We start from the raw sequence: 13396 nt of genomic DNA, 5'->3' as shown, positions 1-13396 counted from the left end.
GACCTCACTCTCATCCCGCCCCTAAAGGGGGTGCTATCGCACCGTAGCGGGCTTTCTCGTTCGGAAAATCTGTAAAACGTCCAAAAAGTAAAGTCTTCCCCCTTGCCTTCCCGCCAGCGTCATCGTTTAGCGTTGATGTCAGTCATTCCGACTCACATACGAAAGGGGATTTTGTCATGTCTGATTATTACGTCATGCCCATGTTTGTAAAAGTAGAGGTCAAAAGCGTTTGACGAAGTCATGGGAGCGATGCGCTAGCGGAAGCCACACTTTCCTTTCGCTCCTATCCGAAACCAAGACATGAATACAGTCGTATATACAAAAAAAGGATTTTTTGGAGGGGAAAACCGGATGGAATTGCTTTTTGCTTTGTTCGAGTTGATTGGAAACGTCATAGGGATGCTGCTACTGAAGAACGAGCGAAGCAAAAGCTAGCTCCAGCAGGGACAACTGCGCCTTCCACGTTTTCCATGTGCGGAAAGCTGCTTCCACACAGAAGCAGCCTCCCCAAAATCATTCGACTGTCAGGTGGAGGAAACCAAATGAGCAAACTGGAAAAGGGAATTATTTATTTGTTCAGCTTTATTTTTTGCCCCGTCGGGTTGATTGTCTGGATCGTTTCCATGTTTAATCAAAACCAGCAATTCAAAAGCGTCGGGCGAGTCGCCTTATACGTCGCCGCTACTTCTTTTTGCCTCCAGCTTATCATCGGGGTTTTGAATTTTGTTTGGTACTCAAACATTAAAATTTATTGAAACAAACTATACCTTCCATGCATGCTGCTACAAACTTACTTATGGATTGACGCAGGCAAAAGATTAGAGCCGCTTCCCGATTAAGAAATCGTCACGGCTACGGATCGGGGCCGCCAAACGTTTCGACATAGCCGCTCCCCCCACATCTCCGCCACATAAAAAAACGGCGCCGACCATGCTGCTCGTTTAGTCGCGCGCCTATCCCCAATTGAACTTATACTAGATGACATTATTCATATCGTCGGAATGGCGGCTGGCTTTCACATCTAAATAATGGAAATGCTCCCACGCTTCAGGCAAACCCTTTTTTCCACTTCTCCATCAAATCCCGATACGTCTCGCCGTATTTAATAGCGTGCTCGATGTGCGAATAGTTCAACACCATATCATCGCCCTTGCTCTCGCAGCAGGCGAAAAACAGGCTTTCCATCAGGTTGTGGTTTTCAATCGAGTTCGTAATATGAATGCAATCATCAAGAGCGTCACTTGCGTCGTGCTTGTAAAACAGAAACGTCCCTTCCTTGAACGGCCCTTTTTGCGTGGCGTCCTTCCAGATCAGCATGCCGAGCGTAATGAAATAGCCCTCCTGAAAGCGGATGACCCCCGTAATGACAGAATCAATCGTGGTGGGAATGATCGCGATCGAGCTGCTTAGCCGATGGACGTATTCATACAAGGCTTTGTTGGTTTCTTTCAAATCAAAGCTCGAAACATGAACGAGCTCTTTATCCCTTAACTTCTCGACAAGCTGTTGCACACAGAGCGTCTTGTTCAAAGCTGAAATCACAATCTCACCACTTCTCCCGTTTTAAGTAGGTCCCTTCTCTTTTATTCGCTAGAAAAAGACATATCCCTACAAAATTCGCCGACTTTCTCAACGACCCGCTCGGGAGCCTGTCTCCGTACAGGCAAATGCGGCCCCGTCAGCAAACGAACAGAATAAGCGGTTAGTAAGTCAACAGGATAACGGGGAGTAAAACGACAGGACAAGCAGTAAGCGTGACGGTCCCAGACGGCTGCGCATAAGATAAAAAGGGCGGATATCCCTACGGAAATGAGGCTGGAAAATGAAGCAGAACAATGGTTTTTCTGCGGAAGATCTGGCGTTGATGGCTGCCGTGCTGGTTCTGTTGGGCGATTTTTTGGCCTTTTTATCAATCCTGAAAGACCGGCAGGAAAAAGCAGAAAAGAAGGACAAGTAAGCATGCAAAACAAGCGTGTTTACATACGCACCTTTCGCTACAGAAAAAAGGAAAAGCCCTTCTCGTCTTGTGCAGGCCGAGAAGGGCTTTTGGCGCGGGCTACGACTTTCCTGTCAAATACTCGTCTTTCGCCTTTTTTTCCTGTTCTTCGTTGGTCATTTCTTTTTCCAGGACATTGAACATGAGCTGGTCTTTGACTTTGCCGGGGAATTCTTTTTGCTCCACGCCAGCAAGCCCTGAGCTCAAGGAATCGTGTTCCATCGCGATACCTCCAGAGGAATTTTGAGGTTAAGATGCCCCAAAAAAACAGCGGCCATGCACGGCGCTCGGAAACCACCCATACACGGCGTTCGCCACCAATCAGCGCAATCCCCGTTATCCGGCAGGCAGGAAAAGCCCCATTGAAGAGAATGAGACAGCGCCAAGCAAAAGCGGTCATCCAAAACGTCAAACCGACCACAGGCTCAGCAGCCGCCCCCCTTCCTTATGCCCAAAACCGCGCGACGTTTGGCACGCAAAAAAGCGGCCGCCGAGACGACCGCTTGCCTGTACCTTATCTATCGGACCATCACCTGTCCGGCCAGCCGTGTTTTTAATTCCTCCAGCGAACACGGAATCCGTTCGCCCGCCTCCCGCCTCCATTCAGGCGGCAACGCTTCCCACAGCTCGGCGATCAGCGGCATGCCCAAATGCAGGCTTTCCAGCATTTCTCTTCGCGCCAGCGCCTCCTGGGGCTCTCCGGCAAAAATCAGCCGGCCTTCATCCATGACGCAAATCCACTCCGCCCATTCGAAAGCGATGTCCATATCGTGGGTCGCCATCAGCACGGTCGTGCCGTTTTGGTGAATGGCATCCAGCTCGCGCAGCAAATTTTTGGTCTGGTAACGGTCGAGGTAGGCCGTAGGCTCATCCAACAGCAGCAGCTCCGGCGCAAGCACCATGACCCCGGCAAGGGCGAGACGCCGCTTTTGTCCCAGGCTGAGGTGGTGAATCGGAACGTCCGCCAGCTCTGTCATGCCAAACGCGTCCAGGACAGCCCGCACTTTCTCGCGGATTACGTCGGCGGGCAAGTTCCGGTTGCACAGCCCGTAGGAAATATCCTCGGCGACCGTGCTGGCGATCAACTGATGCTCCGGGTCCTGAAAGACCAGCCCGACTTTTTGCGTCATCTCTTGCAAGGCAGCGCGTTTGTAGCTGAGGGGCGTTCCTCGCCACAGCACTTGCCCTTGCTGCGGCTGGATGATGCCGTTCCCGTGCAAAAACAAGGTGGACTTGCCGCAGCCGTTTCGCCCGAGCAAGGCGCATTTTTTCCCCTCCGGAATGCCCAGGGACAACCCTTTCAGGACAGGGCCACGGCCGCCTGGATAGGCGTAGTGCAAATCAACAAATTCCAACAGCCATGATGTCAAAGCATTACCCTCCTGTCCACCACTCCAGCAAAATCAGCAAAATACAGCCTGCGATTGACTCTGCTTCATATCGGCCGGAGCGAGAATGAGTGTGCAAGGAAAGCACCTGCAGGCTTTCCCCGAAGCCTCTCGCTGCCATCCCTTTGTACAGCGCATCGTACTTGCGCATGGACCTGACGAACAACTGCGCGGCCAGTCCGCTCGCATCCCGCAGCATCGCCCGGAACCCGCGATGGCCTCCGCGCGCGCGCTGGGCAATCCACAGTTGATGAGAGACGCCAAGCAGCACGAAAATAAAACGGTACATAATCATGAGCAAATCCGTCACGATGACCGGAAGTTTCAGCTTGCGCAGCACTTGCAAAATCTCGGCAAACGGCACGGTAAACAAGACAAAAGCAAAGCAGGCGAGGCTGGCCATCGTCCGCCAAAAAAGCAGCCACACCTTGTCGAGCGCGCTTGCCGGAACGTAGACCAGATACGGCCCGATCTTCCACGCCGCAACTGCCTGGACGCCCGCCCCTGCATCCGCTCTTACTGCTTCCAGCAACAGCGCCGGAAGCCCCAGGACAAAAAACGACAGGGACAGGATGAAAAATCCGAAATAGAAACGGACGGGAATACGGGCATACACCATTACCCATACTCCCATCCATAGACAAATCGCCATCTGCAACCATTCATGTCCCGTCAAAACGAGCAAAATCAGCACGCCCGCAAACAGGAGCTTGTGCTCAGGCGGCAAAAATCGCAGCCGGTTTTGATAGGAAAGCGAATCAAGCTGCTGCCAATTCATTTTTTATGCTTATCCAGCCGGCCCTTGTACAATCCCACGGCATAGCCGACAACGCCCGCCCCGAGCGCCGCTTGCACCGCGAACAGCAAGCTCTCTGTCTCGCCGCCTGGCGGTTCAAGCAGCGGCTCGAACCACGGCTCGTAAGCAGGGGCGATTTCCTTGATCGCTTCCTCAGCCGCTCCATCTGCTCCCCCGAACTCCGAATCCTGCACCAACAGCAACGGCACAACCGCCAGCAAGACTACGCCCAGGAGCAGCAGCCAGTTCATCCCTTTTTTCACAGCGATTCCTCCCGTTTCAGCAGGCGAAGTTGCGCCAGCTCTTTTGCATTGTAAGACTGCAGCCAGTTCCAGACGAGCACGGTCAAAAGCCCTTCGCTGATCGCCAACGGAACCTGGGTGATGGCAAAAATTCCTGCGAATTTCGCGAACGATGCCATAACGCCGCCGGATTCAGCCGGGAAAGCCAAAGCCAACTGCACGGAGGCCACGACATAAGTAGCCAAGTCTGCGAGCGCAGCAGCAGCGAATACGGCCAAACGCTGTCCGCCGTTTCCGCGCACGATCAGGCGATAGACGCCGTAAGCTACCATCGGCCCTACTACTGCCATGGACACCGCATTGGCTCCAAGCGTCGTCAGCCCTCCATGCGCCAAAAGCAGCGCCTGGAACAGCAGCACCAGGCTGCCGAGCACGGACATGACCCACGGGCCAAACATGATCGCGCCAAGCCCGGTTCCCGTCGGGTGCGAGCTGCTGCCCGTCACCGAAGGAATTTTCAGCGCGGACAACACAAAGGCAAACGCGCCGGATACGCCGATCAGCAGCTTCATTTGCGGATGCTCCTTGACGATTTTGTTCAAGGAACGAATGCCGAGAATAAAAAATGGAATAAATACTACCCACCAAAACAGCGCCCAGCCCAGCGGCAAATATCCTTCCATGATGTGCATCGCGTGGGACGTCTGCGGTTCATTTACGAGAAAATAAAGGACAAAGCCTGCAATCAACAGACAGGTCGAAACGAAACGGGATCGATTCAAGACATTTCCTCCTCCTTTGCTGTTCTTTCTTTTTTCACCAACAAAAAAACCTCATCCGCTAGCAGACGAGGTATGCGCACAAAAACAACAGACCGTTGGCACAGTCCTATTGCTTCGTATTCACCGCTCCTTTCCGCGAAGGTATTCCTGGGTGTGGCAAGTAGGTAGGTCTCCTGGCTTTCAGCTCATCGCGCTCTTTGTCCTTCCCCATATGAATATGAGTGGCTCTATCTCAAAGAGAACTCCCTGATTACAGTGGCGGGACCGCTCGGGACTTTCACCCGATTCCCTGTTACCCTTTATGCGGCTTGCACATAAAGGCACCTATCGCCGACGATATGCAATTGTTAGATAGTTCTTGCTTGTCCCACATTATTATACAGAATCAAGGGAAAAAGCGGAAGAATATAATCAGCGGCGTATAACTGCGTAAAAAAACCGATGCCCCGCCATTCCGGGAGTCATCGGTCTTTGTTGCATCCGCTTCTTTTTTATGCTTACGACCTGGCGTCCACGCCGACCGCTTCGCTGATGTGGGAAAAGCCGTCGCGCTTCAACAGTTGCAAAAGCTTTTTGTTGATTTGCTTGGAGATGCCCGGGCCTTGATAAATCATTCCGGTGTACACTTGCACGAGACTTGCGCCCGCCCGGATTTTCGCGTACGCATCTTCCCCCGTGAAAATGCCCCCTACGCCAATGATCGGCACCTTGTCGCCCACTTCCTGGTAAATTTCTTTTACCCAGGCAGTCGAACGCTCTGTCAGCGGTTTTCCGCTCAGTCCTCCCGCTTCCTCGGCATAGTGATGCCCTTGAACGGCTTCACGCGACAAGGTCGTATTGGTGGCAATAATGCCGGAAATGCCCTCTTCCACCGCTCCTTGCACGACATCGCGCATGTGCTCGTCGGACATGTCGGGGGCTACTTTGAGCAGAATCGGCTTTTTCTGAATGCCGCGCACTTCCATTTCCGCCGCTTTTTCGCGCACCGCCCGCACCAGCAGCCGCATGCTCTCGGTTTCCTGCAAATCGCGAAGATTGGGCGTATTCGGAGAGCTGATATTAATGACGAAATAATGGCCGTACGAATAGAGCATGTCCAGGCATTTGATATAGTCAGAAGCCGCTTCCTCATTGGGAGTGACTTTGTTTTTGCCAATGTTGATCCCGATCGGAACATCGGAATACGCGTAATCGACCAGATGCTGCGAAGCCAAATAAGCACCGTGGTTGTTGAAGCCCATCCGGTTGATGATCGCCTCGTGCTCAGGCAGGCGAAACAGGCGCGGCCGCGGATTGCCCGGCTGTCCTTGCGGGGTCAATGTCCCGACTTCCACGAACCCGAACCCGAGCGCACCCAGTGCATGATACACTTCGGCATTTTTGTCAAAACCGGCGGCGAGCCCTACCGGATTGGGAAACGTCATTCCCCACAGCTTTGTGGCAAGACGCTCGTCCTTCACCTGAAACATCATTCGCAGCAAGCTTTTTCCCGGAGCAGAATCTTCCACCAGCTTCAGGGCACCAACCGTTCTTTCATGAATCTCTTCCGTATCCATCTGGAACAGATATTTTCTAATGAGCTTATACATCCCGGCTGCACTCCTTACTCCATTTTTACCTCATTGTAGAATACCACACTTTATTTATCGTGGGCTAACCTTTATACGCGATACATATTTCCAGCCGGGCAAACAAACCATAACAAAACCACCAAGTCGGGGGGACGTTGGTTCATGAAAGCAGACGGAAAAATCGGGATTGGCCAAGCGATCATGGTGATGATGCTGTCGATCGGAATCACCAATCATGTCACCCTTATCCCCCTGCTGCTCAGCAAAGCCGGGCGCGATGCCTGGCTGAGTGTCATCTTTGGCATGATCCCCTTTTGTGTTTGGGCGTACGCGCTCTATTTCATCAACAGCCGCATCGGACAGCAGTCGTTGTCCCACTGGCTCTTGCTCCGGTCCGGAAAAGCCGTCCGCTTCCTGCTGCTCATCCCCATCATGCTCTGCCTGTACATGATGGCACTCGTCAATCTGGTTGATACCCAAACGTGGACAACCGTCAACTATTTGCCGCAGACGCCCGAGTGGGTGACTGCGCTTGCCCTGATGATCTTGTGCGTTCTCGCATCCTACGGCGGCATTGCCTCAGTCGGCATTACTTCGGGCATATTGCTGCCCATTGTCTCCTTGCTTGGCATGTTCGTCGCATTCGGCAACGTACCGAAAAAAGACTACTCCCAGCTCTTGCCGCTGTTCCAGAACGGAATTGCCCCTACCGTGCACGCCATGGTTTTTGTCGGGGGTGGCTTTACCGAGCTGTTCCTGCTGCTGTTGCTGCAGCATCACGTGCGCAAACCGCTGCGGCTCATCCACTACATCGTCATGATTGCCATTACCTTGGTCCTGACGCTCAGCCCGCTGACGGGAGCCATCGCCGAGTTCGGGCCTGTGGAGTCGATGCGCCAGCGCTTTCCTGCCTTTGAACAATGGCGGCTTTTGACGATCGGAAAAGACATCGAAAACATGGAGTTTTTTTCCATCTTTCAATGGCTGTCCGGCTCGTTTATCCGCATTACGCTTTGCCTGCTGCTGCTCGGGGAGCTGCTGGTCCTGAAAACGAAAAAGCAGCGCAAGTACGTCATGCTCGCCCTCGGCGCCAGCATGATCGTTCTCACCAGCCTCCCCTACAACGACATGCAGTTCGTCACGTTTCTGTCGAAGATTTACTATCCGCTTTATTTGCTGGTTATGGTAGCTGTCACGCTCGTCTTGTTCCTGCTGTCGCTGCGCAAACCAACCGGATTGGAGGATGTGAGCCATGACCCTTGAAGAAGAGCTGCGAGAAAAATTCACGCATTGCGCGGATGTCATCTTTTTGCGGACAGTCACCCCCAACGATCAGTCGGTTCTCATGCTGTACTGCGAAGGTCTGGCCGACGTACGGCATTTGCAAGAGACGGCTTTGCCGCAATTGGAACGCTGCCTGACCACCGGAGACTTGCGTTCGCTCCCGCTGATTCCGCTCTACACCAATCCTGAGCTGTGGACGGAGCGGCTCTTCTCGGGAGATTTGCTCATCTTTTTGAACGGGTCGCCGCCTTTTGCCTGGGACATTTCCAACCGTCCGCAGCGGGGCACGGAAGAAGCCAACACGGAGATTTCGATCAAAGGGCCGCGGGACGGCTTCGTGGAAGACTTGTCTACCAATGTGGCACTCATCCGCAAGCGGCTGCGCACGATCACGCTCGCCTATGAGCCGTTCATTCTCGGCACACGCTCTCGCAGCCGAATTGCGCTGATGTACATGAACGACAGCGCACCGCCTGACCTGGTGGAGATGATGCGCGACCGGCTGCTCTTCTGCGACAACAAAAAAATATTGAACAGCGCTCTTTTGGAAAAAATGCTGAGCGACAACCGCAATTCCTTGTTTCCTCTGGTAGATTACACAGGGCGGCCCGACTTCGCCATTTACATGCTGCTGCAAGGAAAAGTAATCGTGATGGTCGACGGCTCGCCTCTGGCGCTGATTGCTCCCGTCTCGCTGCTGGAGCTGATTAAATCTCCCGAGGACGACCAGTATCCGATCGTTTACGTCTGGCTGGAGCGCTTGCTGCGCCTCGGCGGGTTTTGGATCGCAGCGTTTCTCCCGGGGTTTTGGATTGCCCTGTCCGCCTACAACGTGGAGCAGTTCCCGTTTCAACTGCTCGCCACTGTCACCCAAGGGCGAAAAGGCTTGCCTTTTTCCGCGCCCATGGAGCTGTTCATGATTTTGTTCATCTTTGAATTTCTGCGCGAGGCCGGAGCCCGTCTGCCGAAAAACGTCGGTCAGACGCTGGCGCTTGTCGGCGCGCTGATTATCGGGGACGCTTCCATTCGCGCGGGACTGACTTCGCCCTCGATGCTGTTCGTAGGCTCCTTGACTGTCGTCGCATCCTTCACGCTGGTCAACCAGGCGCTCAGCGGCGCGGTTACGGTCGCCCGCTTCATTGTGTTCATCCTGTCCTCCACGATCGGCATGTACGGGTTCGTCATTGGCATGATCGCGATTATTTATTACTTGTCCACCTTGACCTCGTTCGGCAGACCATACTTGTTGATGGGCTCGTCGAACGTGCTCTCCAATCTGTACCTTGTCTTGTTCCGGCCGCTGATCTACTTTTTCCGAAAAAAACCGATGCGGAACGGAGGTGCCAAATGAAGGCCGCCCGAATCGCCTGTGCGCTGCTGCTCTTGGCCACCACGCTCCTCAGCGGCTGCTGGGACCAGAAATCGATTCAGGATTTGAGCTATTTGTCCGCGTTCGGCGTTGACTTTATCAACAACGAATACGTCCTTTACGCCCAGTCGGTCGACCTCGCAAGCGTAGCCAAACAGGAGACGAGCGCCACCCCGAAATCGCCTCCCGCCACGATTTCCATCGGAAGAGGCAAGACGCTGATGACCGCGTTTGACAATCTGCAAAAAAACTCGCAGATTCCGCTGTTTCTCGGGTTTGTGTCGTCCCTCGTTGTTCACGAGCGCATCTTGCAAAAAGGCATTATTTCGACGCATGACATTTTGAACCGCTACGGCTTGATTCGCTATACAAAATGGGTGTTCGGGACGCGGGAGCCGATCGACAAGGTGCTTGGCAACCATTCCCTTTCCGGCTTCTCCCCGCTGACGTCCCTCTTGCATCAGCCAAAGGACGTCTACGAGCAGCGCTCCTTTATCGAGCCGATGCAGTTTTACCGATTCATCTCCAATTTCTGGGAACCATCGAACACGGTGCTGCTGCCCAACATCACGATCTACGAGCGTTCCTGGAAAGAAAACAACCACTATGTTTCGCGGCTGACCATAGACGGGGTACACGCGCTCCACCGCGGCACATGGAAAGGGTATTTTCCGAGCCGGGACCTGATGGGACTGCGCTGGATGGACGAGGATACCGACTTTGCCGGACTCATCATCCGCGATGGTAACACCCCGAAAGCCACGATCCGCATCAAGCACGTCGGGCTGAAAATCGTCCCGGTTACGACCGGGCCTATGCCGCGCTACCATTTGCACGTCCATTTGCTCGGCTTCATTCGCGAGCTGATAAGCCCCGAGATCAGTCCAGAGCAGATCCAAAAAAACTCGGAGGAACAAGTGCGTGAGCAAATCCGCGGAACGTTTTTGAAGGGGGTGCAAAAAGGCACCGATCTGTACGGACTGGAAAGGGAGCTGTTCAAAAAAGACTACCGGGCGTGGCGAATGTATGAAAAAGCGCAGCGCACCGCGCCTACGCGCGACTCGATTGCCAGCATCCAAATCCACGTCCATTTGAGCGACTCGGGCAAGATGAAAATGGAATCCACCAAATACCCGTCCCCGCTCGGACGCGAGTAACAGCCCAGACAGCAAAAAACTGCTTGCCGACATCTGCGGCAAGCAGTTTTGTTTTCAGAAAACCGGATTAGTTTTTCACCAGCAGAACTTCTTCCACGGAAGCGTATGGCAGGTTGTGCGCATCGGCTACCGCTTTGTAGGTTACTTTTCCGTCGATGACGTTTACGCCTTTAGCCAGCGCGCGGTTGTCGCGGATCGCTTGGGCGTAGCCTTTGTTCGCCAGTTGCACAGCGTAAGGAACGGTTACGTTGGTCAGCGCCAGCGTGGAAGTGCGAGCTACCGCACCAGGCATGTTCGCTACTGCGTAGTGGATCACGCCGTGTTTTTCATAAGTTGGGTTGTCGTGCGTCGTAATGCGGTCGATAGTTTCGATAGAACCGCCTTGGTCGATCGCCACGTCTACGATCACGGAACCAGGTGTCATCGCTTTGACCATGTCTTCCGTTACGAGACGAGGTGCGCGTGCGCCAGGGATCAGGACAGCGCCTACGAGCAGGTCTGCTTTTTTCACCGCGTTTGCGATGTTGAAGGAGTTGGAGATCAGCGTTTGCACGCGACCTTGGAACAGGTCATCCAACTGGCGCAGACGGTCTGCGTTCACGTCGATGATCGTTACGTTTGCACCGAGACCGAGCGCCATTTTCGCAGCGTTTGTCCCTACGATCCCGCCGCCGATGACGACGACCTCGCCTTTTGGCACGCCAGGTACGCCGCCGAGCAGCACGCCTTTTCCGCCGTATTGTTTTTCCAGGAACTGCGCCCCGATTTGCACGGACATGCGGCCCGCAACTTCGGACATCGGCATCAAGAGCGGCAGAGCGCCGTTGTCGAGCTGGATGGTTTCGTACGCGATTGCGATTACTTTTTTATCAATCAGTTCACGAGTCAGCTCAGGCTCTGGAGCGAGGTGCAAGTACGTGAACAGGATCAGACCTTCACGGAAGTAGCCGTACTCGGCTGGAAGCGGTTCTTTTACTTTCATGACCATGTCAGCGGCCCACGCATCTGCTGCGGTCGCGACAATCTCAGCGCCTACTGCAGTGTAGTCTTCGTTGGTGAAGCCGCTGCCTTGGCCTGCGCCGGTTTCTACGCGGACAGAGTGTCCGTTTTGCACCAGAGCGGCTACGCCTGCAGGCGTGATGGCTACGCGGTTTTCGTTATTTTTTATTTCTTTTGGAATGCCAACGATCATGATAGGTAGTCCTCCTTGGAAACGCCGATTTAATGAGATTACTATCATTGTACAGCGACAGTTGGTAGCGTTTCCTTGGGGATTCCTTTAATTTTGCCGTCCTTCTTTTTGTGAAAATTCACAAACGAACTATTGTTCCTGATCGAGCTTCGCCATTTTCAGCTCCAGGTAGAGCGCCGCCCGCTGGTTCATATTTTCCAGATCGACCCGCATGATTTCCTCGATCCGCCGCAGCCGGTAGCTCAGCGTGTTGATGTGGATGTGCAGCCGCTGGGCCGTTACGTTTACCTTGCCTGCGGCATCGAGAAACGTCTCCAGCGTCTCCAGCATCGCCGTCTGGTTGTCGCGGTCGTACTGCCGCAGCTTCTCCAGCCGTTCATTTTCGTAGCCTTGCTCCGCTTCCCACTGCTTCAACTGCAAAAGGTAGCGGTAAATGCCCAGCTCGTGGTAGCCGTAAACGCCTTCGTTTTCCTTTGGGAACAGCTTTTTGATCTTGAGCGCGTGCAGCGCCTCCCTGTAGCTTTTCACAATCTCCGAGTACGTCCGGTAGCCAAGCCCGTATCCGGCAACTACCTGGCGCCCTTCTGTGACGTGGGCTTCCAGCTTGCCCAAGGAATCGGCTAAAAACTGCTCGACCTTGCGAATCAGGACTTCGCGCACATCTTTTTTGCCGTCCTCGCTAAGCCCGATCAGCAGGATGATTTGCGAGCCGTCCACGACCCACAAAAGCTTGTCGCGCATGAGGAGCGGGTACAAATACTGGTCGAGCCGCGCTCCGGCCGCTTCGATAATGCATATCAAATAAGAGGTCGGAAGCTGCATTTGCAGGCTGTCCGCTTTTTGCCGGATGGCGCTCTCGCTCTTGTGGTTGCCGAGCAAAAGCTCCCATAAAAACTCCTTGCGCCGCTGCTCCTCGGCCTTGCGCTTGCCTTGCCGCTGCATGAGCCGCGAAACCGCTACCCGTGCCGCCTGGCGCAAAATCTCATCGTCTTCGGGCGTAATCGGCCGATTCACTTCCTGCGCCCAAATATACCCGAGCACATCGCTGCCCCGGCGAATGGCGATCGCCACCCGTTTGCCCAGGCCGACTTCATCCTTGGCCGGGATGTGCACCGGATCATCCTGCGTCAACAGCTCCTGAAACACGCCGTCCTTCCACAGCCGGGTCAGCACCTTTTCCGGCACCCTCCGCCCCATGATCGTCGACCAGCGCGCCTGATCCGTGCTGTCCCCGTGAGAGCTGTAGGCAATCAGCTTGTGATCCGCATCTTCAACCGTAATCGGGTTTTGCAAAAGCTCGCCAATCACATCGGCAAGTTCGTCTATATCGGCATGCTGATACTGTTGAAAATAGTTAGGCTCTACGGACACATTTCCACCTCTTTACCGCGCTTTCATACGTGTGCTTTTATTATACAAGAAAGCAGGAGAGGGACGCACTTTTTCCGGCGCAGCAGCGCATGGCTGCTCTCTTGTTGAGACTCCCACGGCTAAAGCCGCAAGCCTTCCACCTTGCGGTGTACGGGTGGGATTCTTGAATGGCTAAGCGTTCGCAGTCCATTTCTGTTTTGAACAGCCTTCAAGATGAGGGCATCTCATTGCCCCTCCTAAGACAGTGC

General features: G+C 54.0%; 13 protein-coding genes and 1 riboswitch. Of the genes, 4 read left to right on the top strand and 9 right to left on the bottom strand.

The genetic code is table 11. The features are described from left to right. Positions 1–1047: 1047 nt before the first annotated feature. The gene (locus tag AC3WJN_RS24585; RefSeq protein ID WP_005835726.1) at positions 1048–1542 is read right to left on the bottom strand and encodes a hypothetical protein; all 495 of its coding nucleotides are present in this window, start codon (positions 1540–1542) and stop codon (positions 1048–1050) included. A gap of 280 nt (positions 1543–1822) precedes the next feature. On the opposite strand from AC3WJN_RS24585, the gene AC3WJN_RS24580 reads away from it, so the two are divergent. Further along, positions 1823–1957, top strand: a complete 135-nt coding sequence (locus AC3WJN_RS24580) for a hypothetical protein (protein WP_007785753.1) — start codon at positions 1823–1825, stop codon at positions 1955–1957. Between the two features lie 99 nt (positions 1958–2056). Here the strand turns inward: AC3WJN_RS24580 and AC3WJN_RS24575 are convergent, their stop codons facing one another. The 6 genes from AC3WJN_RS24575 to AC3WJN_RS24550 all read right to left on the bottom strand — a co-directional run bounded on the left by AC3WJN_RS24575 (position 2057) and on the right by AC3WJN_RS24550 (position 6793). Further along, complete coding sequence (locus AC3WJN_RS24575) at positions 2057–2218, bottom strand: hypothetical protein (RefSeq protein ID WP_005835728.1); 162 nt, start codon at positions 2216–2218, stop codon at positions 2057–2059. Between the two features lie 296 nt (positions 2219–2514). Further along, positions 2515–3366 (bottom strand): energy-coupling factor ABC transporter ATP-binding protein, encoded by an 852-nt coding sequence (locus AC3WJN_RS24570; protein ID WP_007785755.1) that lies wholly within the window; start codon positions 3364–3366, stop codon positions 2515–2517. 4 nt (positions 3367–3370) lie between these two features. Next, entirely contained in the window at positions 3371–4162 is a 792-nt protein-coding gene (cbiQ, locus tag AC3WJN_RS24565) for a cobalt ECF transporter T component CbiQ (protein ID WP_007785756.1), read from the bottom strand. After that, positions 4159–4443, bottom strand: coding sequence for an energy-coupling factor ABC transporter substrate-binding protein (locus tag AC3WJN_RS24560; protein ID WP_005835876.1), 285 nt, complete (start codon positions 4441–4443; stop codon positions 4159–4161). The genes cbiQ and AC3WJN_RS24560 overlap by 4 nt, the downstream gene beginning before the upstream one ends. After that, positions 4440–5204, bottom strand: a complete 765-nt coding sequence (locus AC3WJN_RS24555) for an energy-coupling factor ABC transporter permease (RefSeq protein WP_007785757.1) — start codon at positions 5202–5204, stop codon at positions 4440–4442. Before AC3WJN_RS24555 ends, AC3WJN_RS24560 begins: the two co-directional genes overlap by 4 nt. Positions 5205–5350: 146 nt before the next feature. Continuing rightward, positions 5351–5547: riboswitch (cobalamin riboswitch) on the bottom strand. Between the two features lie 154 nt (positions 5548–5701). Continuing rightward, the gene (locus tag AC3WJN_RS24550) at positions 5702–6793 is read right to left on the bottom strand and encodes a quinone-dependent dihydroorotate dehydrogenase (RefSeq protein WP_007785759.1); all 1092 of its coding nucleotides are present in this window, start codon (positions 6791–6793) and stop codon (positions 5702–5704) included. Between the two features lie 144 nt (positions 6794–6937). On the opposite strand from AC3WJN_RS24550, the gene AC3WJN_RS24545 reads away from it, so the two are divergent. Genes AC3WJN_RS24545 through AC3WJN_RS24535 form a run of 3 tightly spaced genes read left to right on the top strand, consistent with a single transcriptional unit; the run spans position 6938 to position 10585 of the window. Next, complete coding sequence (locus tag AC3WJN_RS24545; protein ID WP_005835871.1) at positions 6938–8038, top strand: GerAB/ArcD/ProY family transporter; 1101 nt, start codon at positions 6938–6940, stop codon at positions 8036–8038. Next, positions 8028–9410, top strand: coding sequence for a spore germination protein (locus AC3WJN_RS24540; RefSeq protein WP_007785760.1), 1383 nt, complete (start codon positions 8028–8030; stop codon positions 9408–9410). The genes AC3WJN_RS24545 and AC3WJN_RS24540 overlap by 11 nt, the downstream gene beginning before the upstream one ends. After that, complete coding sequence (locus AC3WJN_RS24535; protein ID WP_007785761.1) at positions 9407–10585, top strand: Ger(x)C family spore germination protein; 1179 nt, start codon at positions 9407–9409, stop codon at positions 10583–10585. Before AC3WJN_RS24540 ends, AC3WJN_RS24535 begins: the two co-directional genes overlap by 4 nt. 67 nt (positions 10586–10652) lie before the next feature. Here the strand turns inward: AC3WJN_RS24535 and ald are convergent, their stop codons facing one another. Both ald and AC3WJN_RS24525 read right to left on the bottom strand, forming a co-directional pair. Next, positions 10653–11777, bottom strand: coding sequence for an alanine dehydrogenase (gene ald, locus AC3WJN_RS24530; RefSeq protein ID WP_007785762.1), 1125 nt, complete (start codon positions 11775–11777; stop codon positions 10653–10655). A gap of 129 nt (positions 11778–11906) precedes the next feature. Further along, a complete protein-coding gene (locus tag AC3WJN_RS24525) occupies positions 11907–13148 on the bottom strand; it encodes a PucR family transcriptional regulator (RefSeq protein ID WP_005835864.1) in 1242 nt (413 codons plus the stop codon). Between the last annotated feature and the right edge of the window lie 248 nt (positions 13149–13396).

This window comes from Brevibacillus sp. FW306-2-1A-C05A (assembly GCF_058781555.1).
The sequence above is the reverse complement of the archived record's forward strand: the minus strand, read 5'-3'. Positions and strand labels throughout refer to the sequence as shown.

What these genes read in the sequence shown, in the direction of transcription:
- ald (WP_007785762.1), bottom strand. Translation starts at nt 11,777, where the DNA reads ATGATCGTTGGCATTCCAAAAGAAATAAAAAATAACGAAAACCGCGTA.
- AC3WJN_RS24545 (WP_005835871.1), top strand. Translation starts at nt 6,938, where the DNA reads ATGAAAGCAGACGGAAAAATCGGGATTGGCCAAGCGATCATGGTGATG.
- cbiQ (WP_007785756.1), bottom strand. Translation starts at nt 4,162, where the DNA reads ATGAATTGGCAGCAGCTTGATTCGCTTTCCTATCAAAACCGGCTGCGA.
- AC3WJN_RS24580 (WP_007785753.1), top strand. Translation starts at nt 1,823, where the DNA reads ATGAAGCAGAACAATGGTTTTTCTGCGGAAGATCTGGCGTTGATGGCT.
- AC3WJN_RS24550 (WP_007785759.1), bottom strand. Translation starts at nt 6,793, where the DNA reads ATGTATAAGCTCATTAGAAAATATCTGTTCCAGATGGATACGGAAGAG.
- AC3WJN_RS24575 (WP_005835728.1), bottom strand. Translation starts at nt 2,218, where the DNA reads ATGGAACACGATTCCTTGAGCTCAGGGCTTGCTGGCGTGGAGCAAAAA.
- AC3WJN_RS24535 (WP_007785761.1), top strand. Translation starts at nt 9,407, where the DNA reads ATGAAGGCCGCCCGAATCGCCTGTGCGCTGCTGCTCTTGGCCACCACG.
- AC3WJN_RS24540 (WP_007785760.1), top strand. Translation starts at nt 8,028, where the DNA reads ATGACCCTTGAAGAAGAGCTGCGAGAAAAATTCACGCATTGCGCGGAT.